We start from the raw sequence: 26,386 nt of genomic DNA on the forward strand, positions 1-26,386 counted from the left end.
ATTTTTAACGCCCCAGGAATAGAGCGGCCGGCTCCCCCGGGGCATTCCAATGGAGGCAAAAGCGAAGGGGCAGCGCCACTGCCTGCGCTGCCCTTGGGTTCCAACCGCTGGAGTTCCGATTCCGGCTTAGTTCTTGGTGCCGCCGGTCATATACGTGATCTCTTTCGGCCCGTCTTCCATGCCGCTGATGCGGATCGTCCGCTTCTGCGGAACAGCCGGCACCGCCGGAACGGCCATCGTCATCGGCGCCATGGCCGCGCTCTCGGGCAGGCCCTTCACCGCCGGACGCAATCCGGGCGGCATCTGCCCGCTCGGCTGCATGCCCAGGAACGACTCGAGGGTCCGTTTCCCGGTCCCCGTCGTCGACGCGCGCATCTGCACCATGCCCCGTTCCAGTTGGGCCAGCGGGACATCCAGTTGGATGTGGACTTTCGTCCCTTCGCTCTTCACCATCAGGCTGCGCGCCACGCTGGCCAGGTCCGGCGAATCTTTCGATTGCTGGCTGGCCATCGAAGCGATCAACTGCGTCATCGTCGCCAGGCTCTTGGCCGATTCTTCATTCTTCGTGACAAGATTCGCCCGGATGCCCAGGCCCTTCTGCAGGGCAATGCCGAAATCCATCGACTCCACGTCGTCCCACTGCTTCATGCCCGGCATCGAGCCGCCCGCCGCCACCGACGGGGATACGGCCGAGACCAGCCAGATCTCGCACTGCGCCGACAGGGCCGTCGCCCGCTCCAGCAGTTCCACGTTCCGCGTTCCGGAACCAGCTTCCAACACCCGGCCCAGGGAGTCCCGGTCGCCAATCAGTACCAGGTGATCGTTCACCAGGGCCGCCAGCATCTCCGGCTCCTTGCTGGTCGGCGGGACCAGCAGGTCCGCCCCCTTGAAGCGCTCCAGCGCCGTGCCCGCAGGCATCATTTTCTTCAGTTGCGCCCGGTCCACGCGGCCTTCCAGGGCCACCACAACCGGTGGCTGGCCGGACTCGGAAGCCGCTTGTCCGTTCGTTGAGATCAGGATCCGGTCGACATTGTCCAGCAAAGCCATCGCCTGGCCTGCGCCCTGCAACTGCCCTGCCTGCGCCGCGAACTGGCGCGCGAACATGCGGCCCGTCGGTGACGATTTGGCTTTCTGCCAGTCCATCCCGGCCAACATATTGGTGGCGGGATGCACATACAGCCACAGGTTCAAATCAGCAACCTTGGCGGCCGGTGTCAGCGGCACGGACGCCTGGGGCTTGGCCATCGGAGCAACCGGTTTCGGGGTAACCGCCGCAGTCTTCACCGGGGCGGCCGGCGTCACGGGAGCCTTTGCGGGAACCGCCGCCGGTTTCGCGGTAACAGCCGTGGATTTGACGGCAGCGGCAGGAGCCGTGGCTGCTGGTTTTGCCGCGGTCGCGGCAGGTTTCACCGGCGTAGCCGGAGTCTTTGATTCAGCCGCCGGTGTCTTGGGCACATCGGCTGCCTCCACCGGGACACAGCAGACCAGCAATGCCAGCAGACTGCCGGCGCCAATGACGATCGTGGAAACGCGCATATAGGATCCCAGGAAACTATCGGCCGAAACTTTGCATCCAATTAGAGTCCGCCCGAGCTTTACAGCGCTCTTGCCCACAGAGGCGCACCCCGTTTATACTCGGGTTTTCTTTGAGAGGGATGAAACCAGCCGTGGAAAGTGCGCCGCTCCAACCTCCGGTGCTCCAGTGGTACGAGGACCTCGATCCGCTCGCCGTCCAGCGCGAAGCCGCGATGTTCTACGGACTCTTTCTGCGCGGTCACTCTCCCGAGCAATTGCGGCGCGACATCGAAATCCCGAAATCCACCTTTGAGAAGTGGCTGTCCCACCCTCACTATGACGGCGAATTCCGCGAAAACATCAAGCGGGTGTACCACTTCCGGCGGCAGGTCCTGGCTGTGTTCGACGAACTCGTGGATCAGGAACGGCTCAAGGCGCGACTGCAGTAAAGGACGCCCTGGTGACTCAGCTTGAACCGCAACCCATTTCCCCCAGATTCTGGGCGGCCGCCATTATCATCCCCTCCATCGTGGTAATAGGGCTCATCTGGGCGCTCATGAACCCCCAGAGCCTGATGTTCCTGAATTCCAAGGAACCCATCGAGATCAGCTTTCAGGTGCCAGGGGAGCCCGTCACCCGCTCGCTCTCTCAATTCAGGGGCCGTGTCCTGGCCGTTACCATTTGGTCTCCGGATTGTACGGAATGCCTGTCCCAGATCGGCGTTCTCAACGAGTTAGCCACCCGTTTCGGCCGCGACGGCATGATGAGCATTGCCGTCACGCCCGCCGATGCCGCCGCCATCCGGCGCTTCGCCTCGCTGCAGAGCATGAACGTCATGCCGGGCCAACTGGAACGCGGACAGGCGGATGTCCTCCCCGCCGATCGCCCTTACACCTATCTGGTTGACCGGGAAGGTTTTGCCCGTCTCAAATTCAAGGGGTTCCGCGAAGCGTCCAAGCTGGAAGGCACCGTCCAGAAATTGCTGGAACAGTAGCCGGCTACTTGCCCAGCATCGAGGTCAGCAGGATCTTCGACAAAGGCCACTTGCCCCGCACCGTCAGCCCGTCCGCGGCGAACTCACCGCCGGCCAGCAGGCCGCTCAGGTCCGCCGGATTGGGCTTCTGATTCTCGCGCGCCAGCAACTTCCGGAACATGTCGGTCATCTGCATGAGCCGCCCCGCGATCTCCTTCGCCTTGGCCGGTTCCGGGCAGGTAGCCTTCATTTCCAACGCGAAACCCACCCCGTCCACGCCAGCGGTCAGCACAGCCCGGTCCGCTCCATCCAGGCTCGACAGCAGGGCGCTCAAACCCGGAGGCAGGCCCGGCCCCCCGTGCAATTGCGAGCCCGGCACCTCCAGCCACACGGGCGATTCAGGCAGCGGCCGCGAGACACTGCGAGGCGCCGGATTGATCAGCGCCACGGCCAGCGGATCCTGCGCCACGGCCAGGGCCAACATCTGCCGTTTCATGGGGATCCAGGAGATCTGCCGTTCCGGGGCGGAGCCCTGTATGGTACACACATCCGGCGTACACCGCCCGCCGTTCGCCTTTGCATAAGCAGCCAACCGGGCAGCGTCAAACCGGCCCTTCAGCACCAGCAGCGTATCGGTGCTGCGCACCCGCATGGCCACGGCATCCAGGTCGCGCCGGTAGTCGAAGCCGCTTGCTTCCACGAACTTGCGGTACTCCGGCTCCTCCACGCCGGCCTTGCCGGCCAGCATTTCCAGCAGACCCGTCGCCCGCAGCGCAGCCACATCCACATAAAGGGTCGGCGCTTCCCCGTCTGGAAACAGCCCGATGAGGTCCGTCGCGGTGGCCGGCCGCAACAGCATCCACCAGCCGGCGAGACACGCAATCGCAAGAAGGGCGCCGAGCGAGGCCCAGCGCCCAGGTGTGAGTTTCAGCACTCCTTGCAGGTTACACTGCCGTACGGCTAGACTGCCACCGTCGACATCCGCTCAGCCTTCCACAACTCGATGTAAGGTTGCAGGCTCTTCATCATGTCCAGCCACTGTGCCGGCTCCAGCGATTGCGCGCCGTCGCTGATCGCCTTCTGCGGATTCGGGTGGATCTCGACGATCAGGCCGTCGGCCCCAATCGCCACGCCCGCGCGGGACAATGCCGGAACCAGGCTGCGTTTGCCGGTCGCATGACTCGGATCCAGGATCACCGGCAGGTGCGTCAGTTCCCGCAGCACGGCACAGGCGACGATGTCGCAGGTGTTGCGGGTGGCCGTCTCGAAGGTACGGATGCCGCGCTCGCACAGCATGACGTCGTTGTTGCCGTGCGCCACGATGTACTCCGCCGACATCAGTAGTTCCTTAATGGTCGAGCTCAAACCGCGCTTCAGCAGCACCGGCTTGCCGCACTTGCCCAAAGCCTTGAGCAGCGCGAAGTTCTGCATGTTGCGGGCGCCCACCTGCATCACATCGGCATAGGAGGCCACCAGCGAAACGTCGTTGTCCGACATCACTTCCGTGACGATCGCCAGACCGGTGTGCTCGCGCGCCTTGGCCAGCAGCTTCAAGCCCTCTTCTTCCATGCCCTGGAAGTCGTAAGGGGACGTACGCGGCTTAAAGGCGCCGCCGCGCAGGATCTTCGCTCCGCCTTTGGCCGCCAGTTCGGCCGACTCGAGAATCTGCTTCTCGCTCTCGACGGAGCACGGACCCGCCATCACCACAAACTCGGAGTTGCCCACATGGACATTGCCACCGACCGTGATGGTGGTCCGGCCGGGCTTGAACTCCCGCGAAACAAACTTGTAAGGCGCCGAGATGCGCACTGCCTTCTCGACACAATTCATCGCCTCCAGCGCCTCCAGACAGGCACTGGTGTCGCCCACCCCGATGGCACCGATCACGACACGCTCTTCACCCTCGATCGTGTGGATCTTGTACCCGAAGTCCTCGATGCGCTGGATGACCGAATCGATCTCCGCCCGGGCGGCGTTCTTGCGCATGGAAATAATCATGGCTTCATCATACACCTCGGCGCTATGACAGGCAACTTCTCCAATCCAATAAAGTATTGTATTTGTATCACTTGAAAGCACCACTGATAAATGGTGTATGCCTCTGTGGGAGTATACTGATCAGGTGGTTCGAACGCTTCTATCCCTCCTATTGACTGCGGGTTGTCTCATGGCGGAAACACGGGCGGTGATTGTCCAGCCGGTCCTTGATATGTACTCCAAGCCGTCGCTGGATGCCGACGTGGTGTCCCAGGCGCTCCACGGCATGACGGTCCAGGTCACCGCCGAACAGGAGGGCTGGCTCAGCATCACCACCCCGGGCGACGACTATCCAGGCTGGATCGAGCGGGCTGGTGTCCGAATCCTCAAGGACGGCGAGGCGTACCCCAATGGCCGCACGGTCACGGTCCAGGCGTTGCTGGCCCATGTCTACCGCGAAGCTTCGGTGACCAAACACCGGCCGCTGATCAGCCTGCCCTTCGAGACCAGGCTGGAGGTGGTGGCCGACCAGACCGCGCGCGGCGACCGCTGGCTGCAGGTCCGACTGCCGGATGGCCGCACCGGCTCCATCCAGAGCGGCGACGTCATTGAATCCCCCAAGACCCTGGAAGTCCCGGAGATCATCGAACTAGCCCACCGCTTCCTGGGCCGGCCCTATACGTGGGGCGGGCGCTCCGCCGCGGGCTACGACTGTTCGGGCTTCGTGCAGATGCTGGTGCGGCGCGGCGGCGTGGACCTGCCTCGCGACGCAAAGCCGCAGGCGCTGTGGGAGAAGGCCGCCACCATCGAGCGCAAGGACCTGCGCCCCGGGGATCTCGTCTACTTCGGACCGTCGGTGCAGAAGATCAACCATACCGGCTTCTATGTGGGCCATGGCGAGTTTATCCACTCCACCACCAACACGCAGCCGGTGATCCAGATCAGTAAGTTGGACGACCAGCCCTGGACGAAGCTGCTGGTTGCCTGCAGGAGGTGGAAGCAGTGAAGCGCAGAACGTTCCTTGGCACCAGCGCCGCCATGGCCGCTCCGGTCCCCACGAAGAAGAACGGCCTCGTCCTCAAGACGCGCCGGTTGAAGCTGAAGCACACATGGACCACGGTGATGTCCTCCAGCGACTACCGGGACACGTTCTACGTCGAGTTCACCAACGGCGGCGTGACGGGCATCGGCGAAGGCGCTCCCATCATCCGCTACAAGGAGAGTGCCGAGACCTGCACGGCAGCCTTGGAGGCGATCCGGCCGTGGCTCGAAAGCGCCGATCCGTGGGCGTTCGCGAAGTTCATGCAGGGCGCGTTCCAGAAGATCGAGGGCAACTGGGCCGGCAAGGCCGCGCTGGACATCGCGCTGCTCGACTGGGTGGGCAAGAAGCTGAACATCCCGCTGTGGCGGCACTTTGGGCTCGACCGCAACGATGCTCCGGTGACGACGTTCTCCATCGGCATCGACAAGGCGGAGGTCGTCCGGCAGAAGGTGCTGGAGGCCGAGGCGTTCCCGGTGCTCAAGGTGAAGGTCGGCCTGGCTAACGACGAGGAGATGATCGCCTCGGTGCGGGCCGCTACGAAGAAGCCCTTGCGCGTGGATGCCAACGAGGGCTTCAAGAGCAAGGAAGAGGCGGTGGAGAAGATCAACTGGCTGGAGAAGCAGGGCGTGGAGTTCATCGAGCAACCCCTGCCGGCGGCCAACCTGGAAGACATGAACTGGATCCGCAAGCGGGTCCACATGCCCATCATCGCCGACGAGGCGTGCCTGCACCCTTCGGACATCCCGAAGCTGGCGCCCCACTTCGATGGAGTGAACATCAAGATCGACAAGTGCGGCGGCCTGCTGGAGGGCTGGCGAATGATCCAGTTGGCGCGGTCGCTGAACCTGAAGGTGATGCTGGGCTGCATGGTGAGTTCCTCGGTCGCCGTCACGGCGGCGGCGCAACTGTCTCCGCTGGTCGACTATGCGGATCTCGACGGCTTCCTGCTGATCTCGAACGACCCCTATGACGGTGTAAAGGTCGAGAAGGGCAAGCTCGTGCTGCCCACGGGTCCCGGTCTTGGGCTGAAGGCGCGGCCAGCATAGCGCTCCGTATGGCTCCCGACCTCTCGCTGGCCGAGGCGCGGCGACTTCGCCAAGCCTCTGGCAGCAGCAGTGCAGAGGGGGACGTTCACCTCCGTCCACGGAGGGACGGAGGAATGAACGTCCCCATGGGAGCGTCTTCCTCTGTTCGGCCGTAGCGCTATCCGTCGGTCATTCGTAGCGCAGGGCGGTAGTGGGGTCTACTCTTACGGCTCTCACGGCTGGACCGGCGGTGGCCAGGATGGCTACGGCCAGGAGGATGCCTACTACGGTGACGTAGGTGGACACGTCGGTTGGGTGGACTCCCGGGACCAGGAACATCGTCAGCGGCTGCGTTGCCAACAGGGCCAGAGCCAGACCGATTGCAGAGCCTACTCCGACCAGCAACAGGCTTTGGCCGAAGACCATGCGCAGCACTTGGCGGGGGCTGGCGCCCAGGGCCATGCGGATGCCGATCTCCCGGACACGGCGGTTGACCGCATAGACGAGGACTCCGTAGAGACCGAGTGAGGCCAGCAACAGGCCCAGGGCGCCCATTGTGCCGAGGAGAGCGGCCCCCACTCGGCTCGGCAGGAAGGCCAGGCCAAGGGCCGAACTCATGGGCTTCACTTCGATGGCCGCTGAGGAGTCGATCGCGGCCAACGTGCGGTCAATCTCACGCAGCAGGCCCTCGGGCTTGCGGGTGGCCCGGATGAGGAAGGCGACGCTGGGCTCCAGCTCGGCGTTCTGGAAGTAGGGGCGATAGAGGGCGCTGCGGTCTTCTTCGCCCAGGCTGCGGTACTTGCTGGCGGCGACGACCCCCACGATCTGGAAGCGCCGGATGGTTTGGCCGCCGGGATCGCGCCAGCCGATGGTGTGGCCGACGGCCCGGCCTTGGCCGAAGAGGGAGCGGGCCAGTTCGTCATTGATGATGGCGACGGGATTGGAGCCGGCGCGGTCGGCGTCATTGAACTCGCGGCCATCGAGGAGCGGGATGGCCAGGGTTCGGAAGTAGTCCGGAGCCACGTTGTTGAGGTTGATGTAGAGCAGGGGTTCCTTGTCACTGGCATCGGTAATGATGGGCGCCCGCATGTCGCTGCTGTCGTTCAGCGGCACCACTCGTGTGACGGTGGCGGCCTGCACGCCCGGCACAGCGCGGAGCTGGGCGAGCGCATGTTGGACGGCGATTGCCTGGCGGCCTGGTTCGGCGTAACGCTCCGGCACAAGGCGCATATTGGCCCAGATGGTGGAGTTGACGTCGAAGCCGGGGTTCATGCTGGTGGCCTGGTTGAGGTTGCGGAGGAAGAGCAGGCCCGTGGCCAGCAGGACCACCGTGATGGCCAACTGGCCGGCGACCAGGATGTTGCGCAGGTTCCAGCGGCCGCCGGAGGCCTGGCGGGCATCCTCCTTGAGACCGGTATGAACATCGGCCCTGGTGGCGGCCAGGGCGGGCATGACTCCGGAGACCAGCGCGCAACCGGCGGCGACCACAACCGAGTAGACGAGCAGGTGCCAATCGGGCGTGATGTAGATGCGGATGGGAAAGGGCAGCGGGAGGGCCATACCACTCACCGCGCTGGTGAGCATCAGGTTCAAGCCGACGCCGGCGGCCGTGCTGAGACCGGCCAGCAGCAGGCTCTCCGCCAGGAGCTGGCGGACGACTCGGCCGCGGCTGGCTCCGATGGCGAGGCGGATGGAGAGCTCCTGGCGGCGGCTGGCCGAGCGCGCCAGGGAGAGGCTGGCGACGTTGGCGCAGGCGACCAGCAGGACAAGGCCGACCACGACGAGGAGCAGGCCGAAGAAGGCAACCACCGGCATGAACTTCTCACCCGTCAGACGGTCGAGACCATGGACTCCGTAGATGCTGAGGTAGCGGCTGCGAGGCTCATTGCCCTCGCGCGGATAGACGCGGTCGAGTTCATCGGCGGCGTGGCGCAGGCGTTCCAGCGCGTCGGGATGAGTCATGCCCGGGTGCAGGCGTGCGATGAACTTCACGTCTGTGCTGTCGCGCAGCACGGGCATGCTGAGGTCGGGGGAGAAGCCGAAGCCGATGAGGCTGCGATGGACCTGGGTGAGGACTCCGGTGACGAGGAAGGGCTGGCCATCCAGGACGAGCGTGCGGCCGAGGACATCCGGGTTGCCATTGAGGCGTGTCTGCCAGAAGTGATGGCTAATGACGACAGTGTTGCGTTCGCCGGGCTGGATGGGCCGGCCCATGAGGAGGGGCGTGCCCGTGACCTGATAGTAGTTGTCGGTCACCTGAAGGACGTGGATGCGGTTAGTGTCGTTGCCGTTGCGCCAGTTGGCTTCGGACTCCCGCAAGCCGGCGAGGCCCGCGAAGATCTTGGCATCCCGCACGAAGCGGTACTCGGGGAAGGGAGAATGGCTGCGGCCTCCGATGCGGGCGATGGCCAGGGTGTCCGGGTCGGCGACGGAGGGTTCGCTGAAGAGGAACTCCATGGTGAAGCTGAAGACCGAGGTGTTGGCGCCGGTGCCCAGGGCGAGGGAGAAGATGGCCGCCAGGGCGAAGGTCTTGTTGCGGATGAGAGCTCGGGACCCGTAGCGCAGGTCCGACAGGAGGTCTTCCAGCCACTGGAAGTGCCAGAAGGAGCGCGAGTCTTCCTGGATGCGTGCCTGCGAGCCGAACTCGCGGCGGGCCTGGAGGAGGGCGTTTTTGCGGGTCATGCCTTCGGCCTCGAGTTCGTCGGCGCGGGCTTCCAGGTGGAAGAGGATCTCGTCCTCGAGCTCGGCATCGAAGCGGTTGCGGCGCAGCAGGTAGCGGAAGCGGTTGGATAGCTCGTTGGTCCAGCTCATGGGGCGGCTCCTCTAAACGGTCTTCAACACGAGTCGGATGGCGTCGACCATGCGATCGAAGTCATGGGTTTCCTGTTCCATCTGGCGGCGGCCTTCGTCGGTGAGGCGATAGAACCGGGCCTTGCGGTTGTTGTCGGAGAGGCCCCAGTCGGCGGTGAGCCAGCCTTTGACGAGCAGGCGATTGAGGGCCGGATAGAGCGAGCCTTCTTCGATGGCCAGGACGTCGGAGGAGGCGTCCTTGATGCGCTTGGCGATGGCGTAGCCGTGGAGGGGTCCGCGGGCGAGCGTGCGGAGGATGAGCATGGAGAGGGTTCCGGGTAGGAACTCGCCGTGGATGGGGTCAGGTTTGGACATTCGCTTCCCTTGTCGTGTCTATGCATTGGTAGAACGAGGGAGCGGGCGGGAATGTTCGGGCGGGGTGGGATTTATTTACAGTTGCGGCGGGAGGGCGGTAGAAGATGAGGGACCAGGGGGTCCCTCGCGGACCTGGGGGTCCGCCCTCCCAGTGGATTGCGATTGGCTTCCTTGCTGGGAAAGCCGATGGTGTTGCGGTGGTTAGGACCCCGACGGTGGAAGCTGCTCACAGAACGGGGGCGCACTGCGTTCCGGACACACGGGTAGCCCGTCGCTCACGCTCCGGGACTGGCGGTGGTCGCGGCTAGGGGCGGAGGACTACTCCCTTACGGTCGTAGTTCGTTGCGCGGCTAGTCGGCCCGGAGGGCGGTTAGCGGGTCTACTTTGGCGGCCTGGCGGGCCGGGATCAGGCTGGCCGCCGTGGCCACCAATAGGATTAGGGCGGTGACGGAGGAAAAGACCAGGGGGTCGGAGGCCTTTACTCCATATAAGAGGCTGCCGATGAAGCGGGCCAGGATCAGGGCGGCGGCCAGGCCGGCGGCGGCGCCTATTGCTACCGGCGGGAGGGCTTGCTGGAGGATCAGGCGGACGACCTGGAGCGGTTGGGCTCCCAGGGCCATGCGGATGCCGAGTTCCTGGGTGCGGCCACGGACCAGGAACGAGAGGACTGCGTAGATGCCGAGGGCGGCCATAAGGACTGATACGGCGGCGAAGACGGCCAGGAGGGACATGGCGGCGCGCTGGGCCCAGACTGAGTCGGCTACGGCGTCGTCGAGGGCGACGATGCTCGGGATGGCCACGTCGCGGTCGAGGCTCCAGACCTGCGGCGGGATGAGCGCGGCGAGGGCGGCCCGGTCGCCGCTGTAGCGCAGGGCGAGGGTCATGGTGCGGAAGCCTCCGTCACCGTGCTGGTAGCCGGCATCCTGGAGAAAGGGGACATAGAACTCGTTGTCCGGGGTGGCGCCCCACTCGTTCTGCGTGGTGTCGCGGATGATGCCGACGACGGTCATCCAGGCGGCATCGGACTGGGCGTCGCCGGCCTTGAAGCGCTTACCGAGGGCGTTCTCTGCGGGCCAGAGGCGGCGGGCCATGGTGCGGTTGATGACCGCGACGGCGGGCGCGTGTTCGGAGTCGGTCATCGCGAAATCGCGGCCGGCGTCGAAGCGGATGCCGAGGGTGGAGAAGTACTCCGGCAGGGCGACGCGGTAGACGGCGGTGAGGGTCTGGCCGGGTGCGGCCGGCCGGCCTTCGGGGGTGATGTCGCTGCCCCAGGTGTCGCCGATGAGGGGGACGTGGTTGACGGCGCTGGCGGACTTGACGCCGGGGAGGGTCCGGAGGCGTTCGAGAAGTTGCTGGTAGTAGATGCTGCGGAGTTCAGCCTTGGCGTGGCCGGAACTGGAGAGGGAGAGGTTGAGGGCCAGGACGTTGGCGGGCTGGAAGCCGGGGTCGAGCGAGCGGAGGTTCTGGAAGGTGCGGAGGAGGAGTCCAGCGCCGACGAGAAGGACCAGGGCGAGGGCGACCTCGGCGGAGATGAGCGCATTGCGGAAGCGCTTGGCGGAGCCGCCGGCGGTGGTTCCGCGGGAGCCGTCCTTGAGGGCGATCTGAATATCGCAGCGGGAGGCGCTGAGGGCGGGCGCGATGCCGAAGAGGAGTCCGGTGATGAGGCAGACCGCGAAGTTGAAGACGACGACGGCGGCTCCGACGCCGACCTCCTCGCTGCGGGGGAGCTGGAAGACGCCGGATTCCGGCAGGTGAGCCAGGAGGGCGGGCACGGCCCAGATGGCGAACAGGAGTCCGATGGCTCCTCCGGCGCAGGCCAGGAGGACGCTTTCCGAGAGGAACTGGCGGACGAGGTGGCCGCGCTGGGCTCCGAGGGATTGGCGGACGGCGATCTCACGGGCCCGGCCGGCGGCGCGGGCCAGCAGCAGGTTGGCGAGGTTGGCGCAGGCGATGAGCAGGGTGGCGGCGACGGCGGCGAACATGACGATGAGGAGGAGGCGGACCTTGCCGGTGGAGATCTCGCTGAGCGGGGTGAGGGCGGCAGAGCGGCCCTGGTTGGAGCGGGGGAACTCTTCGGCGAGGCTGGCGGCGATGCGGGCGGCCTCGGAGCGGGCCTGTTCGAGGGAGACTCCGGGCTTGAGGCGGGTGAAGACGCGGAGGGTGGAGAAGGTGTGGGAGCCTGCGCGGTCGGGTCCGAAGGCCGGGGCGGCGTAGAGCTCGGCCTTGTTGGCCCAGAAAGGCGGGAAGTAGAAGCCCTTGGGCATGACGCCGATGACGGTATGGGGCTCGTTGCTGAGGCGGATAGTGCGGCCGAGGATGGCGGGATCGGCGCCAAAGCGGCGCTGCCAGAGCTGGTGGCTGAGGACGACGACTTTGGGGGCTCCGGGGCGGTCGTCGTCGGGGGCGAAGGTGCGACCGAGGGCGGCGGGGACTCCGAGGACGTCAAAGAGGGAGGCGGAGGTATGGAGGCCGTGGAGTTCCTCGGCCTGATCGACTCCGGTGAGGGTGGGGGACCAGAGTTCGGCGGCGGCGAGGTTCGAGAAGGACTGGCCGCGGGAGCGGAAGGCGTTGAAGTCGCCGGGCGGGACGGGCATGCGGTCGCCGCGTCCCTGGGTGGCGCCGAGGAGCACCATGAGGCGGCTGGGGTCCTGATAAGGGAGCGGGCGCCAGAGGACGGAGTAGACGACGGAGAACATGGCCGAAGTGGCTCCGATGCCGAGGGCGAGGACGGCGATGGCGAGGAAGGTGAAGCGCGGATTGCGCAGGAGGGTCCGAAGGGAGTGACGCAGGTCGGCCAGCATGGACGTTAGACCGGGTGGGGGCGGCCGTGTTTGGTCGGGGATGTAACAAAAAGTTCAGATTGTTGAGGGTGGTGGGTGGTTGGTGGGGGCGGCCGTTGGGTGGCAGCGGGCCCTGGGCGATGCCAGGGGGGAGGGTCCGGGTTGTTGTTGGTTTGGCTTAGGACGACCTGCTCCAAATGGGTTTGTTTGCTCAGAGGCGGTGGGTGAACGGCGGTTGGTGGGGGATGCCGTTGGGTTGCGGTACGGACCCTGGGCAATGCCCAGGGGAATGCTGGGTGACAATCTGGTCTACCGACATGGGTAACAGTCGTCGCGGGGGCTTGTCTGATCGCCTTTCGCGATTCTAGCCGGATTCGTACGCCTGTGGAAATGTGGGAATCGCGTAGCGATTTCCAAGCGCGGTGGGAAGCGAGGGAATCCTGTTTTTGGATTTCCTCGCTTTCCACGGTGCGTCATTTCCATGGGCCTTACTCAGCGGCCGGCACCGCCGCGGATTCGTCGTCCTGTTGCTCCAGCGCCTTCGGCTTCTTCCTCATAAACCGATTACGCTCTATGTCCAGCCAGCCGAGCAACAGCATGCCGTAGAACACTTCGAAATAGCGATCGTCAACCTGCCGCAGTCCAAGCAACTGACGCGCAAAGATCTCGCTGATGAAAATCCTCTGATCCTTGTAGTAGAGATCTCCGTGATTCTGGATCCGTCGTAGCACGAGCCCTGCCGGGTACTCCACCTCCGGGATCCGACGTGGCATCGGGCGCAACGACGGCTGATAGTGTTTTGCCGGCGTATCGTAGTCCAGGGCTTCATGGGGCCGCTGCTCGTTGTAGATCCTTTGAAAGTCGTGAAATCGCTTCTGCTGCTGGCGCGGGTTGGCCGCCGGCGGATTCAGCGTGTCCTGTTTCAACGTCCGATGCATGCGCTCGTGGCGGCCGTTTTCCTGCGGTGAGGCCGGTGCTGTGCGCTCCGGCAGAATGCCCAGCCGAACCCAGCGCATCGACAACCGACTGAGTCCGCCAGGCGCCCGCGTCGAAAACGGCGTGCCATTGTCCGTACGAATCACCTCCGGCAGACCGTACTCTCGAAACGCCGCCTCGAAGATCGCAGCCGCATGCTTTCCATCCGTCTTCGGCGTAATTTGGCAGCGCAGCAAGTACCTGCTGTGGGCGTCCGTGATGGTCAATGGATCGCAACGCACGCCATCACCTGTACGGAACCAACCCTTGAAGTCCGCGCACCACGTCCGATTGGGTCCATCCACGGACGCAAAGGGCTGCCCGAAGGGCGGCGTCCGCAAGCGTCGCTTTCGTGTGACACTCAGACCCGCTCTTTTCAGGATCATGGCGATGGTGCTGGGCGCCGGCCAGTGCTTCCTCTCCGGCTCCGCCTCGGCCAACTTCCTCAATAGCTTGCGCGGGCCCCAGTTCCACTTCCGCCGCTCAGCCAGGATGCGCTCTATGACTTCCTGACTGACTTCCTGCGGGCTGGTATGAGGCGCCCGGCTGCGGTCCTGCAAACCGGCCACGCCTTCCTCCTCTCGACGCTTGATCCACTTGTGGACCGTCTTTCTCGATACGCCATAGGCTTCCGCCAGTGCGGTCACGGTCTCGCCTTCGTCGTACTCCTGCAATAGTTGAACCCGTTGGTCCATTGCTCTGGTCTCCTTCCACGGCATCGACACTCATCGTGCCGTACCGATAAGGCGGATCAGATCTCTTGCGCCGCTGATCTGTGTTACCGATGTCGCCGGTCCAATTCGTTACCTATGTCCGCGGACCGTACCTTGCGGCGGGCCCTGGGCAATGCCCAGGGGAATGCTGGGGGAGAGAGTCCGGTTTGTGGTTGGCTGGCGTTGAGGATCCCAGCCTAAAGTGGGTTTGTTTGCTCAGGAGCGACGGGTGAAGGGCGGTTGTTGGGCGTGGCCGTTGGGTTGCAGCGGGTCCTGGGCAATGCCCAGGGAATGCTGGGGGGAGAGTCCGGTTTGTTGTTGGCTGTCGTTGAGGATTCCAGCTCCAGATGGGTTTGTTCACTCAAAAGCGTTGAATTGAGGGTGGCTGGGGACTGATGAGGGTGGGCTGGCGTCGAGAATTCCGGCTGTAGGTGGCTTTGTTCCCTCAAATTCGGCGGATCGCGGAAGCTGTGCGGCGGACGAGTCTGGGCGAGCATCCTTGATTTCCATCCAAGGTGGCTTTGTTCCCTCAAAACCGGGGGAATGGCGGTCCGACCGGCTTTGGGCGCCCAGTCCAAGTGGCTTTGTTCCACCAGCGGCGATGGGCATGCGGGTTCCGATGCCGGCGCTCCAATTCCTGAAATTGGAGGAACTGGAGCTAGCAGCCTGTGGCGGAAGCCGCGCAGCGGGACTTCCGCCACAGACTGCTAGGGCTGGGTTGGGGGGAGTGCGGTTCGGCTGTCAAAGATCTTGCGGATGGCCGCCTGGGGTGGCTGACCGATCCGGCCGACAGGGTTCCAGACCAGTCGCGCCAAGATGATGGCACACCGATGGGCCGGTTTCCGAGGCCGGAGTTGGGAAGTTGCTGAATTGACAAGGAAAATTTAGTGATTTCCGCGGGCACCGCACATGTCCGCCGGGGTTGGACGGGGCAGAAATGCGGCGATGGGGCCAAATTTTGCCTCGTCCCTGGGGATGAGGACGTTCGAGCAAGGACGGGCGCAGGCTGGGATCGGAGGCCGAGGACAGGAGGGGACCTAAGACGTTATATATGCATGAACGCGCGTGATCGGCCCCCATCGAAGGAGTGCCGGAGTTGGAGGCGCAGCCGGAAGCGGAGGCCACCAGAATAGGAACCGGCTGACGATGACGGCCGATTGTGTAGATCTTCCCCACCTTGCGCCGCAGGCCAACTCCTACCCAGATGAAGATGTCCAAGCGGCCGCCGGCGTGCCCTCGCCGTCAGTTCTGGCGGCTGCACGACGGCGGCCGCAGGGTCCTGTCGCAGCACGGCGCCCCGGCTTCGGCCGCAGGCCGAGGAGGGGGTCGGGGGGAGGAGGTCAAGAGACGCTCCATTTGCACGGACGAGACGGCCGCAGGGCGGCGAAGGACGTGCGGGTCCTTGTTGCCCCCCCGGTGGGTCGCGGAGTGGGTCCGGGCGGGGGCGCACAGATCCTGCCCGTCAGTCTGTCTCAGCCTCGGAGCGGTTCAGATCAAGGGGCTTGCGGTGGCCGGCATTGCGTTCGACTTGATGCGTCCCAGCGGCAATTGTGGTGGCTGGAATCAGGATGGCGTGGGTCGAATTACTTGCTCATTGAGGCGCGGCGTGTACTGCATGCCGTTGACGCTGTGTCACTTATGCGTCTGGCGAGGCGACCAGACGGATCCCGTCAATAGATGCCAAAACCCAGGCGAAGCGCTTGGAGCTCCTAATAACCTTTGTTCTTTCAGTTACTTACGAAGCGGGACGGGCTAGGCTGTCGCCTTTCCGTCATCTACAGGCGTGCCGTCGAACACGCCGAAGCGCAGTTGCAAGAACCGCAGGACTCGTGCAGATCACAGCGCCGCCGTCATGTTGCGTGGCGGCGCAGTTTCGGGGCACGCTACTGCTTCGGTTTACCAGGGCTGTTCTTCAACGGAGAAATACGAAGCTCCGAGACACCTTCGATCTCCAGGATGCGCTTCGAGGGCGGCTTCCAAAGAAAACGGCCAGTGAAGATCGCAGCAACAGACTTATCCGTCGTGCCTGGCGCACCCGCTTCAATAGCTTTGTCAAGTGCCTCTACATCAGGTCTCTTTTCGCCGTCTGCCGCAGGGTACGGTATGATCCCTACCTTACAGCCGGAATGGTTGAGAATAGAATGCTCAAGGCCATCACTTTCAAACGAGGCTTTGAACATCACTCGTTTATTGGCGAACTTCTCGGGATGAGCAACGATCTCGCACAACGTCGTTGCGATAGGCTGCACGTCATGGCTTGTGGGCTGCTGACCAAGTGCCGATACCGCAAACGTCGGCACAAGCCACAATACGGATCGGCGAATTTGACGAGCAGGGTTCACTTGCAGTTGCCCCCATTCTGGCACCAGATTCGCGTTGACTTCTGGGCGTTATTCTGGATGGCCTTCTGTCTATCAGCATCGCTGATCCCAGGACTCCACACTCCCCACGGTGACGCAACTCCTAAGCCCTTCGCCACGTTCGACTGGTTAGAGTACGCATTCATCTCCGTCTGCATTTCCGCAGCCTTGGTCATCGGATTGTGGCCAAGTGGAAAGTCGTCAACTCCGTGCGTCCCCTCGTGTATCAGAGTCTCAGAAAGCGTCCTGGCATCGACACGAGCGAGGTTCTTCGGATCGAAAGTAATCGTCGTGATCGTGGAGCCAAATGACTTCGTAGTGTCAGTGACGGCGGTTGCGCCCTTTGCAGCTGCTCCGAAGACAACAACAACACCATTGACCTCCCCCGGTTTTCCGAGGAACTTCAGCGTCTTGTTGATCGCCGCTCGTTCATCTTTCGATAGGTCCTTATTCGCGGCTGCTGCCTTCGCCTGATTGTAGGCCGCTTCCACCTTTTTGCAATCAGCATCGCTCCCGTTGCAGTAATACGTGCCCGTCGGATCGGTATATTTCAGCGGGTTATTTCGGACGTAGGCATACAGGTTGAAGTTTTGCGGGTCACTGATGAACTCCTGGAACTTCGCCCTATCATCGTCCGACCCGTATTGCCAAACCTGCCACGTCAGCGGGTCCGGGCTTGTAAACCGCCCTTGAGCAGAACTGAAGTACCTCGCTTCAAAAAAGTCCAACCCAGTTTCCGCATCCCGTTCTTTGCCGGTAAAGAGCGTCGAGAGTGAAGCGAGAGCCTCGTCGACACCATATCCCAATGTGGTTGTTCGACCGTTCTGCGTGGAGAGCAGCGATCCGCCAAACGGCATGTAATCGTGCCTCTGCCCAGGCACCACGGTCTTGTTCTGATCTGTTACCACTCGCGTCGACCCGAGAGCGTCCACTGTCAGATATTGCCGCCCGCTCGCCGCCACACTACTACCATACTCCGCGGCCAATTGCCCCGCCGCGTCGTAAACGTAGTATGTCGTCACCCCGGAACTCGTCCTCTGCACCCGCCGACCTTCTCCGTCGTACCCGTAGCTCGCATTCGCGCTTCCGGTCGCGCCCGTTACCGCAGTTGCAACTCTCCCTTCGGCGTCATAGCTCAGCGTCGGATATGCGTCCGACTTCGGCTTGGTTACATACCCATTCACCACCGTCGATTGGCTCCATTGGTTCGACGGGAAGATGGTGGCCACATCGCTCGGCTGGTCGTTTGTCACTTCCGCCCCGGAGGGCCAAGGCGGCATCGTCGACCCAGTCAGCAGGGCCCGGTTGCCATATTGGTCGTAGACGTAGGTCTGCTGAAAGGTCTCCGTTTCGGAAAACCTCTTCAGCCGGTTCATCCCGTCGTATGTGTATGTCTGTACCGCGCCCAGGGGCCCAATCGTCTGACTCATAACGTTCCCGTTGTTTGTCGCACACTCGTCCGCATAGCTCTTACCTGCACAATAGCTGTATTGCCAGCTCCCCACCGAATTCGGGCTCGCCGGCATGCCCAGCGTCACCTGCCGAACCTGCCCTCGAGTGCTGCTATACGTCCAATTCTCTTCCAACCCGCTGCCCAGCGAAAGCTTGCTAAGCCCGCCCATCATGTCGTACTTCACGGCCGTCGCGAACGCCGTTCCACCTGCGCCGTCCAGCACGGTGTCTGGCCGCCCCGCAATGTCGTAGCTCCAACTCACCACCCGGCCTGAGGGGTACGTCGTGGATGACAGCCCCGCCGGAAGATAACTGTACTTGAAGATCTTTTCGGGCAAGCCACTCGTTGTCTGCACGCTGGCCAACGGCCGGCCCAATCCGTCGTATTGGTAACTGGTCGTACTCACCGAGCTGTCACGCCGGTAGGACGTCCTGCTGCGTCAAAACCGCTCGTGGTCACCTGACGGTTCGAAGGATAGGTCTCGCGATACAGTCCCGCTGGTTTGTATCCGTAACAGAACCTGTAATCAACCCCAGCCACGGTCTGGCGGCTCCCGATGGCGCGACCCAAGCCATCGTATCGGGTTGCGTTCGACTTGATGCGTCCCAGCGGCAATTGTGATGGCTGGAATCAGGATGGGGTGCATCAGATTACTTGCGGGTTGAGCCGCAGGGCAGGCCGCACGCTATTGAGGCTGTGTTACTTATGCGCCTGGCGAAGCTGCCAGACGGATCCCGGCGATAAATACCAAAACCGAGGCAAAGCGCTCGCAGTTCCCAATAAACCCTGTCCGTTCCAATACTTACGAACTGGGACGGGTCAGGCCGTCGCCTTTCTTGGCGCTGCGGGGAGAATATTGGGGACAGGTGCACCCGTCCCAATGGAGTTTTCCCCTTCCTGATTGCAGACTTCCTTGTCCTATTTGTGGGATATGGCACAGCGCTGGGCCTTCTCGGCGGATTGGGGAGCCGTTCTGGAGTCGGTGGATGTTCGAACGGCGGCATCTTAGGGAAAAAGATGGCTGCATCGGCTGAGTTTCTGGGAGATTGGCCCCAGCTGGATGCCAGGTTTTGGTGATTCGAGGCGGGACGGGTCAGGCTGACCCCGTTCCCCTGGCGCGGCCCCCAGAGGGGGCCTTGCCTGCGGCCGTTATGTCGCAGCCGGCGCCGGGCGGGTGCGCATTGGTTCCATCAGGAATAGTGGCGGCGCCGGCAGCTCCGCACGGCCGCTTGGTTCCTTCGCCGCCGCACTACTGCTCAGCGACGCTCTACTGCGGGGTGCGTTGCTTCGACTGTGCTCCCCAGCGGTATCAGAACGGCCGCGACTATTGCCTTGCCTCTTCGATCTTCACCCCTTCCGGCTTCGCAAAGAGCTTGGGTTCAAACGGGAGTTCCTCGTACGTTCCGTACCAGAAAACCTCGCGCTTGTCTCCGCGTTGCCTTGCAACCACCCATGGCCGCTCGGGTGTTCCGATCGTGAACAGAAAGAGTTGAGAATCGCCAACCTGCACCATAAAGGCAATAGTCGACTTACCCTGAAGGACTGGCCCTTCTTTGGGTGCTGCTCCCTTATGTCGGAAGTGCACAAGCTCCCGCCCGAACTCCAACTCAGGAAGCGGGTTCTTCAGTTCGGCGGCTGACTTCACCTGGTCACCTTGGAATATGGGCATCCTGCAGTTGAATGTTGGGCAATAATCTACAGATATTTTTTGAGCTGAAATGTACGCGTCCGGAGCTCAAGCACCGGGGATCACTTAACATTTCCTTCCGGAAGTACTGCGGATCGAGCGCCCCCTGCACATTGGGCAGATATCGCACTCCGAAGTATTCAAATTACATGAATCTCTTCGACTTGCAAGACCCGTAAAGATCATGTGCGCTTCTTGTCGTTAATGCAATACTCGCAAACGAATATAATGATCGGCAACTCGATAGGGTACATCACCAAAAACCATACAGCTCTCCAATGCGCGGCATAGCTAAGGAGTAACGAGAAAATTAAACAATGAATGCAAAGGACTCCAAAGAAAGGCGCCCAAAATCTCCAATGACGCACATGATGCGAGTATGCCCAGACTATATATCCATATAGAAGTAGCGTGTTCGCCGCCAGGCCGCCCCATCTTCCAAGGCGATCCCCTGCGCCAGGTTCGCTATACAGCCAATAGCAGTAAAGACCCGCCACTAGCCCGACTCCTATTCCAACGTACAGCACAAAATCCCAAATTCGGCCGCGCGAGCCCCCACTCATTGACAGCCCCCAGACCGCATGAGGTCGCACTCGGACAAGAGTCCGTGTCCCTCAGCGAAAACTACGCCAAGCAACGGTGCACTGGTTTCTAACTTCGTTGATATCCCGAGTAGCCGTTGGAAGCGCCCGTCCTTGAAGACTCCTTTTGCCGTACGTTGCGACATCTGCGCCGCGCACCTCAGGGCCTTATTCCACGCTATCGCACTCCCTATTTCACCAGAAGCGCTACCTGCTGTAGACGCCCCGGGGGAGAACGGCATCAGATCGTCGCCCGTCGCGGAAAGGAACTTGCCAAAACACGATGGGAGTGGGACATTTTGGTCGTAGCCAAAGATGGAATAGAGATCATTAATCATGTCAGGACGGTTTCCACGCTCGAGCAGTGTTGGCAAGTCGCGCGCTACTTGTCGGTAGTACTCATAGGTATAGGGGGCCGGACTTGAATCGTCGGTGACTACCGCGCTCGGCTTATCGTTATTTTCCTGCTTGTGGACATCCTCGCAGGATTGCCCCGGATTGTCGTCGTTATGTTCAGTTCCATCCTCTTCAACCACGCAAGCTTCGCCTGTCGCATCGGTGTACCGGAGTGGATTGCTTCGAACATAACCATAAAGATTCCACGACTGCGGGTCTTTCGGGCGTTGGTCGACAAGTGGCAGGTCCGGGCTCGTAAACCTTCCCTGGGCGCTCGACATGTACCTCGCCCCGAAGTAATCGAGGCCCGTCTCCGCATCTCGTTCTTTGCCGGTAAAGAGCGTCGAGAGTGAAGCGAGAGCCTCGTCGACACCATATCCCAATGTGGTTGTTCGACCGTTCTGCGTGGAGAGCAGCGATCCGCCAAACGGCATGTAGTCGTGCCTCTGCCCAGGCACCACGGTCTTGTTCTGATCTGTTACCACTCGCGTCGACCCGAGAGCGTCCACTGTCAGATATTGCCGCCCGCTCGCCGCCACACTATTACCATACTCCGCCGCCAGTTGCCCCGCCGCGTCATACGTAGCATGTCGTCACCCCGGAACTCGTCCTCTGCACCCGCCGACCTTCTCCGTCGTACCCGTAGCTCGCATTCGCGCTTTCGTTCGCGCCCGTTACCGCATTTGCAACTCTCACTTCGGGGGTGGCGCGGTGTTCGGCGCCGGCTACACTGCGCTCGGTCTCCAGCCCGGGAAGGATCGGGGCGGTTGTCCCTTAGTCTGCGACCGGGAGATAGATGTAGGTCCTCAATTCAGCGGGGGGCGTGGTTTCAGGATCATTCAAGTACTCTTCCCACATCGGCATGTAGCGCATCCAATCCGCTTCGGATTTCATCCAGCCCTTCTCCTGCATGAATCCAGAGATGTGGTGGTAGGTCTGCGCGAGGTCCGGATAGGGGCCTCTATGGATGAAGCGATAGGCCTTGACCGCCGGGAGGAGTTCAACGCGAACTGAAGAGTCTTCCCCGACGGGTCCCGGTCCGGCGGCCACTGGGAATGCGACAGTGAAGGCGACACCCGTAGCTCCGTAGGCGGTGTAGATGCATCGTGGATTCCCATTCACCGTGAGTTGTTGGCGACGGATGAAGCCCATCAGTGACTCGAAAGCGTTGCGAATGGCGGCGCTGATGGAGGCGGGATCCGGTCCGCACTTACAGGCTAATTGAGCGGCGAGGGCCGGCTCGACCTGAACTTCCGCAAATTCGAGATTCAAAGCCGTTGGCATACAATACCTCTTTATCCGAAACAGGTTAGCCCATGCGGGCGATGAAAGAAAGGATGGGTGCGCGACAGGATGGGTGCGCGACCTCGACCTGGAGCAATTTCGCGCAGTTTGCGGAGGCGGAGCGCCCCCGCACCAAAGAACCTGGCCGCAGGCAGGCGCATGGCGGGATCGGATAGGGAGCAAAAAGGGCGTTCAGAGCCTGCCGCTTCGGCCCGGAGCTGCAGCTGGATCTGCACCCACAGCCACTTGGGCGGCACGGAGGGTGAGGGGTCAGGTGTTGCCGTTCGCGATTCTCCAGGGCCTGGAGGCCCGGCAGTCTTCCGCAAGATCAGCGGCGGCGGAGCAGCCAGTGCCCTGCTGAGCCGGCTGTTCCGTTGGGGCTGGAGGCGGCGACCGCAGCGGAATCAAGCGGGATCCAGTGCTCCTCTTGTGACTCGGACAGGGTGTAGCAGGGTTGACGAGGTCAGCCGAGAGACCGATTCCTCCGGGTTGTCCGTCTTCGCCGTAGGAACGGAGTTGCGGCGGGCAGCCGGACTCTCGGGGGTGGTGTATTCGTAGGCGTGGCCCCAGGGGTCCAGGGGAATGTCCTGTGGAAGGTACGGGCCCCGCCACATGGCTTCGCCGGAAGGCCGGGTTACCAGAGCCTGGAGGCCCAGCGGTTGGGTTGGAAAGTGGCCGACATCCTCCTGGTAAGCACCGAGGGCGGTTTGGAAGACCGCGAGTTGAGTGTGGATTGCGCTGACTCGGAAATGCTCGGGCCGATGGCCCCAATTCACGCACACCATGCAGAAGAAGGGGAGGAATACGAGAATGGAGAATCCGATTTCGTCGTAAGGAACGCGGCGGCGTTGAATTGGGGCGGACATGGAGTGAGAGTTCCTGTCCACAAAGACGTTGCAGGGCAGAGGAAAGTTGGACGGAAGGCGAAGCGGCCGGGATGCCGCGGCGGGGCGGTCGGGCATGCCGGTCCGCTGATGACACGCCGGTGCTTCCAGCGCCTTTCCTACGCGTGTGGAATCGCCGGGGTCCGGAAACCGTCATCCGTAGCCTGGAGCGAGTCCGGCAGGATGGGCCGCGGGTTGCATTTCGGAGTGGTGGAACCTGGAAGGGGCCGAATCAGCTAAAGGACCTTGGCCAGTTCAGCCAGGACCAGGTCGCCGTATTCGGGGTCTTTTATGGAGAACTGGCCTTTGCGGAGCTTTGGATTGAGGTTCAGGAAGACCTCGCTCTCCTGCTCCCCTTTACCGAGGAAGAGTTTCATGGCGGTCCAGTGGCCGTTGCTTTTCTCTCCGAAGCCACCGCCCGGGAGTTGGGCCAAGTGCGCTCCCAGGTTGACGTACTCGAAGGGGAGCGCCGATTTGTGCTTGACCGGCTTGGGCGGTGCTTTCGCTTCGAGGGTCTTCTGCAAAGCGGCCAGCAGCGCAGCGGGCTCCGAACCGGGCTGAGGTACTAAGCGCCCCTTGCCGAACTTGAACTCCGAGGCGGCTTTGTTGTTTGGATCAGCGGCCAGAGCTTCCGCCGGACCCAGTTCGATCCGGAATTTTGCGGTCTTTCCATCAGCAGTGTAGGTAGCGAGCCAGCATTGCTGCCCGACGCTCCCGGTGATGGGCTCCAGGTCGAAGGGCACCGAGGCTTCGTCAGGGATGTATGGGTCGAGTATTTCGGCTGCCGATCCCTTCCCTTTGCAGCCCCCGAGAAGGAACAGCAGGACCAGGGATGCCACAATCACTGTGCGGCGAGACATAAACGAGAATTGCCTGAACCCTCCCTGAGTTTTGACGAGAGGAGCCGGCACCTTATTCTTACCCTACCTGACTCTGGTTGGCGTGCTGCGCTCGAGGAGCCGGCCCTGGACGAAGGGGGATTACTGCAAGGAGGCCAGGATCTCCGCGCGTTCCGGCGAGGTCAGGGCGATCGCGCGATTCAGAAAGCGGCGAAGGCGCCGGAGGTCTTGCGTCAATTCCGCGTCGCCGAGAGGAAACTTCGAGAAGTAGTCGATGTTGAAGCCAAGGGCGTCCTGAACCTGGGAGGGCGGGGGCAACCCACGACCACCGCGTTGCAGGGCCTTGAGAATGATCATCTGTGCAAACTGATCCATCACCCAAACATCAATCAGCGTGAACTCACCAGGCACAAGGTTATCGCGCTCGTCGGTTGTAAAGACGACCAACTTCTGGCCCAGGTTGAAGGTGCTGGCTCCGATGCCCATCATGGATCGCTGGATGTCCTGAGCCACCACCTCCCCGCCGGTGTGCGCGCCGCCCGAAGTTACCCAAGATGAGGCTTGAACATCGAGAAGGCTCTGTTGCGGGACCACTTCGAAGAGCTGGCGCACATAGCGGCTGGAGCCTTGCCCCCAGGTTGAGGAACCGATGATCATCGCCCGAGGCGAGCCGCTGAACAGTTCCGCCAGGCTTGTGGGGTTGTCGAGCCGCTTCACTGCGTCGAAGTATCCGACGGTCAAGGGAAGACCGAGCTGCCGGATGCGAGTCTCCAGCGCGATCTTCAGCCCATAGCCAGCGCGGATGGAATCCATCCGGTTGGTGTAGGGACTTGGGGCAACGGCAATCAGACGTATGTCGGCGGTAGCCGAAGGCGCCGATGGCGCCGAGCGCAGTGGCGCGGGCAAGAGGATGGCGCCAGGCAGCCTGTGGCGGAAGTCGCGCAGCCGCGTTCGCACCGCCGCCGGCACCAGAATGCCAGCTCAAGTGCAATTTCAAAGCCGCTCCGAAGAGAGTCGCCTTTTCTGGGAGGCAGGCCGGCGGCGGGGCGAACCCAAAGGGCGACAAGGGGTTGCGGCCCATGGCAGTGTCGAGCCAGCCTCCGAGTGGCCGGCACTAGTTCGGCCGGCTCTTCGCGCCCTGGGCTCGCGAGCCCTTGCCGCGCGGCTAGCGGGACTTCCGCCGCAGGCTGCTAAGCCGCGCTGGCCGCCAGGAGTTTCCTCCGATTGAGCTCCAGATTCCATTGCTTCATCGATGTGATCCGCCTCCTTCTCCATAGGGGGGCGAATGCCTGGAATAATTTGTCACCCTTTCGCGATGACCGCGAAAAACGCTGAAGGAGGGGGTGCGCGGGCCAAGCCAGCCGGGCAACTCCTCGGATGGACAGTAGGAATCCGGCCCATGGGCAACTTCGATATAGGGCTACCGGGGATCGTCGAGAAACGAGTTTCCAGGTTGAGTCAGAGTCAAACGCACGCTCAACGGAGTAGCGGCTGGCGCGATGTCCATGGGAACCGCTGAAGTTGCGGCGACTGACGTGCTGCCCGGCCAGACTGTGTGCAGGCGATATGCGGTTCCGGCGAACACCCGCGCCGAGAAGCGCCCGCCCTGGTCCGCGAACGCCTGGGCCACCACCGTGCGGGTAGCATCGAGGATTGTCACAACAGCTCTTGGCATTGGCTGCCCATCGGCGCGGGAGACCGTGCCGTCGATGGAGCGTTCGGGCTGGCGGTCCGGCAGGGTGAAGTCATAACTTCGCGTTTCCGGACGCCCCGAAAAGACGATGGTTGTCGCGGATGCCGGATCATCCGTTCCGGGATAGAACCAGCGGGGGTAGGGCGTGTCCTGCGTCGGTGAATGGTTCAGGTTGATGCCCAAATGATATTGGCCGGCCTTGATGACGCGCAGTTGGTAGCGGCCATCCGGATCCGTCATGGCACTTTCCCAGGGCGCTCCGCCGACGGAGCGAAGTTGTACCTCGATGCGCGCGGCCGGCTCGCCGTCGCGCGCCGTGACGAGGCCGCTGATGCGCAGAACCCGAAGAAGGGTCACGTCGAGGCACCCCTTGGCATTTAGCTGCACGCTGGGATCCTCCGGCAAATCGCCGTCCAGTTGTGCGTGAATTGTGTAGGCGCCTGGCGGCAAGCCGCCGAACACGGCGTCACCCACGGCGTTGGTCAGCGCAGAGGAACGAGATCCTTCCCGGTCGGCGATGATTTGGACACCAGGTGTTCCGGGCGTGTCTCCGACAGCGGTGCGGACACGAATCTCGCCAGTGCGGGGGGCATTGGCCATCGAGCGGATGTATTCCACGTCCTCCGCCGCCTGAGATAAGAGGCGTGTGCGCGAGCAGATGCCGGTCTCAAGACGGCCTTCCGAGTTTCTGTAGGCATAGACGACGTAATCCGCGCCTACCTGAAAGGCAAATCCGCAGTCCCCTCCGCCCAGGCCGGTTGCGATCTCGACCTCCTGCTGTCCGGGGCCGACGCCATTTAGCACTTCCCTGACCTGCATGCGGACCACGCGCAAAGGCCGCGGATGGGGACGTCGAAAATCAGCCATACGGCGGCCGGCCGGCTGCGCCGAGTTGGATGGGGGAACGGACTGGGGCCACACTGGATCGGTAACAGAGAGCACGGTTCCGGTAAACACGGCCGCAGCGCTTCCGGCGGCTGAACACGGAGTGCCCGGGCCTGCGCAGGAGCACGCGAGGAGTTGGCTGAGCGATAGCGTCATCAA

Annotated in this window: 20 protein-coding genes; 4 read left to right on the forward strand and 16 right to left on the reverse strand. The window is 62.7% G+C overall.

What is annotated here, in order from left to right:
* Positions 1 to 126: 126 nt before the first annotated feature.
* Positions 127 to 1,536 (reverse strand): hypothetical protein, encoded by a 1,410-nt coding sequence (locus IRI77_RS12040; RefSeq protein WP_194452303.1) that lies wholly within the window; start codon positions 1,534 to 1,536, stop codon positions 127 to 129.
* A 119-nt stretch (positions 1,537 to 1,655) separates the two neighbouring features.
* Between IRI77_RS12040 and IRI77_RS12045 the strand changes: the two genes are divergently transcribed.
* On the forward strand, positions 1,656 to 1,964 hold the full coding sequence (locus IRI77_RS12045) for a hypothetical protein (RefSeq protein WP_194452304.1): 309 nt from the start codon (positions 1,656 to 1,658) through the stop codon (positions 1,962 to 1,964).
* 11 nt (positions 1,965 to 1,975) lie between these two features.
* Complete coding sequence (locus IRI77_RS12050) at positions 1,976 to 2,509, forward strand: TlpA family protein disulfide reductase (RefSeq protein WP_194452305.1); 534 nt, start codon at positions 1,976 to 1,978, stop codon at positions 2,507 to 2,509.
* A gap of 4 nt (positions 2,510 to 2,513) precedes the next feature.
* Here the strand turns inward: IRI77_RS12050 and IRI77_RS12055 are convergent, their stop codons facing one another.
* Positions 2,514 to 3,422: a hypothetical protein gene (locus tag IRI77_RS12055; protein WP_194452306.1), complete on the reverse strand. Its 909-nt coding sequence runs from the start codon at positions 3,420 to 3,422 to the stop codon at positions 2,514 to 2,516.
* A 26-nt stretch (positions 3,423 to 3,448) separates the two neighbouring features.
* Complete coding sequence (gene aroF, locus IRI77_RS12060) at positions 3,449 to 4,486, reverse strand: 3-deoxy-7-phosphoheptulonate synthase (protein ID WP_194452307.1); 1,038 nt, start codon at positions 4,484 to 4,486, stop codon at positions 3,449 to 3,451.
* 169 nt (positions 4,487 to 4,655) lie between these two features.
* Between aroF and IRI77_RS12065 the strand changes: the two genes are divergently transcribed.
* Together IRI77_RS12065 and IRI77_RS12070 are read left to right on the forward strand one after the other, a co-directional pair.
* Positions 4,656 to 5,471 carry a C40 family peptidase gene (locus IRI77_RS12065; RefSeq protein WP_194452308.1) on the forward strand — a complete coding sequence of 272 codons (816 nt, stop codon included), beginning with the start codon at positions 4,656 to 4,658 and terminating at the stop codon, positions 5,469 to 5,471.
* Positions 5,468 to 6,553 (forward strand): dipeptide epimerase, encoded by a 1,086-nt coding sequence (locus tag IRI77_RS12070; protein ID WP_228486703.1) that lies wholly within the window; start codon positions 5,468 to 5,470, stop codon positions 6,551 to 6,553. The genes IRI77_RS12065 and IRI77_RS12070 overlap by 4 nt, the downstream gene beginning before the upstream one ends.
* Positions 6,554 to 6,721: 168 nt before the next feature.
* Here the strand turns inward: IRI77_RS12070 and IRI77_RS12075 are convergent, their stop codons facing one another.
* The 13 genes from IRI77_RS12075 to IRI77_RS12135 all read right to left on the reverse strand — a co-directional run bounded on the left by IRI77_RS12075 (position 6,722) and on the right by IRI77_RS12135 (position 26,209).
* A complete protein-coding gene (locus IRI77_RS12075) occupies positions 6,722 to 9,343 on the reverse strand; it encodes an ADOP family duplicated permease (protein WP_194452309.1) in 2,622 nt (873 codons plus the stop codon).
* A gap of 12 nt (positions 9,344 to 9,355) precedes the next feature.
* Entirely contained in the window at positions 9,356 to 9,697 is a 342-nt protein-coding gene (locus tag IRI77_RS12080) for a PadR family transcriptional regulator (protein WP_228486704.1), read from the reverse strand.
* A gap of 350 nt (positions 9,698 to 10,047) precedes the next feature.
* Positions 10,048 to 12,498 carry an ABC transporter permease gene (locus tag IRI77_RS12085; protein WP_194452310.1) on the reverse strand — a complete coding sequence of 817 codons (2,451 nt, stop codon included), beginning with the start codon at positions 12,496 to 12,498 and terminating at the stop codon, positions 10,048 to 10,050.
* 467 nt (positions 12,499 to 12,965) lie between these two features.
* Positions 12,966 to 14,147, reverse strand: a complete 1,182-nt coding sequence (locus IRI77_RS12090) for an IS481 family transposase (RefSeq protein ID WP_228486229.1) — start codon at positions 14,145 to 14,147, stop codon at positions 12,966 to 12,968.
* Positions 14,148 to 16,048: 1,901 nt separating this feature from the next.
* Positions 16,049 to 16,507: a hypothetical protein gene (locus tag IRI77_RS12095; protein WP_194452311.1), complete on the reverse strand. Its 459-nt coding sequence runs from the start codon at positions 16,505 to 16,507 to the stop codon at positions 16,049 to 16,051.
* On the reverse strand, positions 16,504 to 18,315 hold the full coding sequence (locus IRI77_RS12100; protein WP_194452312.1) for an RHS repeat domain-containing protein: 1,812 nt from the start codon (positions 18,313 to 18,315) through the stop codon (positions 16,504 to 16,506). Before IRI77_RS12100 ends, IRI77_RS12095 begins: the two co-directional genes overlap by 4 nt.
* Positions 18,316 to 19,302: 987 nt before the next feature.
* Positions 19,303 to 19,623 (reverse strand): hypothetical protein, encoded by a 321-nt coding sequence (locus IRI77_RS12105; protein ID WP_194452313.1) that lies wholly within the window; start codon positions 19,621 to 19,623, stop codon positions 19,303 to 19,305.
* Between the two features lie 601 nt (positions 19,624 to 20,224).
* Positions 20,225 to 21,127 (reverse strand): RHS repeat-associated core domain-containing protein, encoded by a 903-nt coding sequence (locus tag IRI77_RS12110; RefSeq protein WP_194452314.1) that lies wholly within the window; start codon positions 21,125 to 21,127, stop codon positions 20,225 to 20,227.
* 289 nt (positions 21,128 to 21,416) lie between these two features.
* Positions 21,417 to 21,926 (reverse strand): GyrI-like domain-containing protein, encoded by a 510-nt coding sequence (locus IRI77_RS12115; protein WP_194452315.1) that lies wholly within the window; start codon positions 21,924 to 21,926, stop codon positions 21,417 to 21,419.
* A 404-nt stretch (positions 21,927 to 22,330) separates the two neighbouring features.
* A complete protein-coding gene (locus IRI77_RS12120; protein WP_194452316.1) occupies positions 22,331 to 22,792 on the reverse strand; it encodes a type II secretion system protein GspG in 462 nt (153 codons plus the stop codon).
* A gap of 254 nt (positions 22,793 to 23,046) precedes the next feature.
* Positions 23,047 to 23,670, reverse strand: a complete 624-nt coding sequence (locus tag IRI77_RS12125) for a hypothetical protein (RefSeq protein WP_194452317.1) — start codon at positions 23,668 to 23,670, stop codon at positions 23,047 to 23,049.
* A gap of 120 nt (positions 23,671 to 23,790) precedes the next feature.
* On the reverse strand, positions 23,791 to 24,606 hold the full coding sequence (locus tag IRI77_RS12130) for a hypothetical protein (protein ID WP_194452318.1): 816 nt from the start codon (positions 24,604 to 24,606) through the stop codon (positions 23,791 to 23,793).
* Positions 24,607 to 25,069: 463 nt separating this feature from the next.
* On the reverse strand, positions 25,070 to 26,209 hold the full coding sequence (locus IRI77_RS12135) for a carboxypeptidase-like regulatory domain-containing protein (protein ID WP_194452319.1): 1,140 nt from the start codon (positions 26,207 to 26,209) through the stop codon (positions 25,070 to 25,072).
* Positions 26,210 to 26,386: the final 177 nt, after the last annotated feature.

The sequence above is a fragment of the Paludibaculum fermentans genome, from assembly GCF_015277775.1.
Classification (GTDB): domain Bacteria; phylum Acidobacteriota; class Terriglobia; order Bryobacterales; family Bryobacteraceae; genus Paludibaculum; species Paludibaculum fermentans.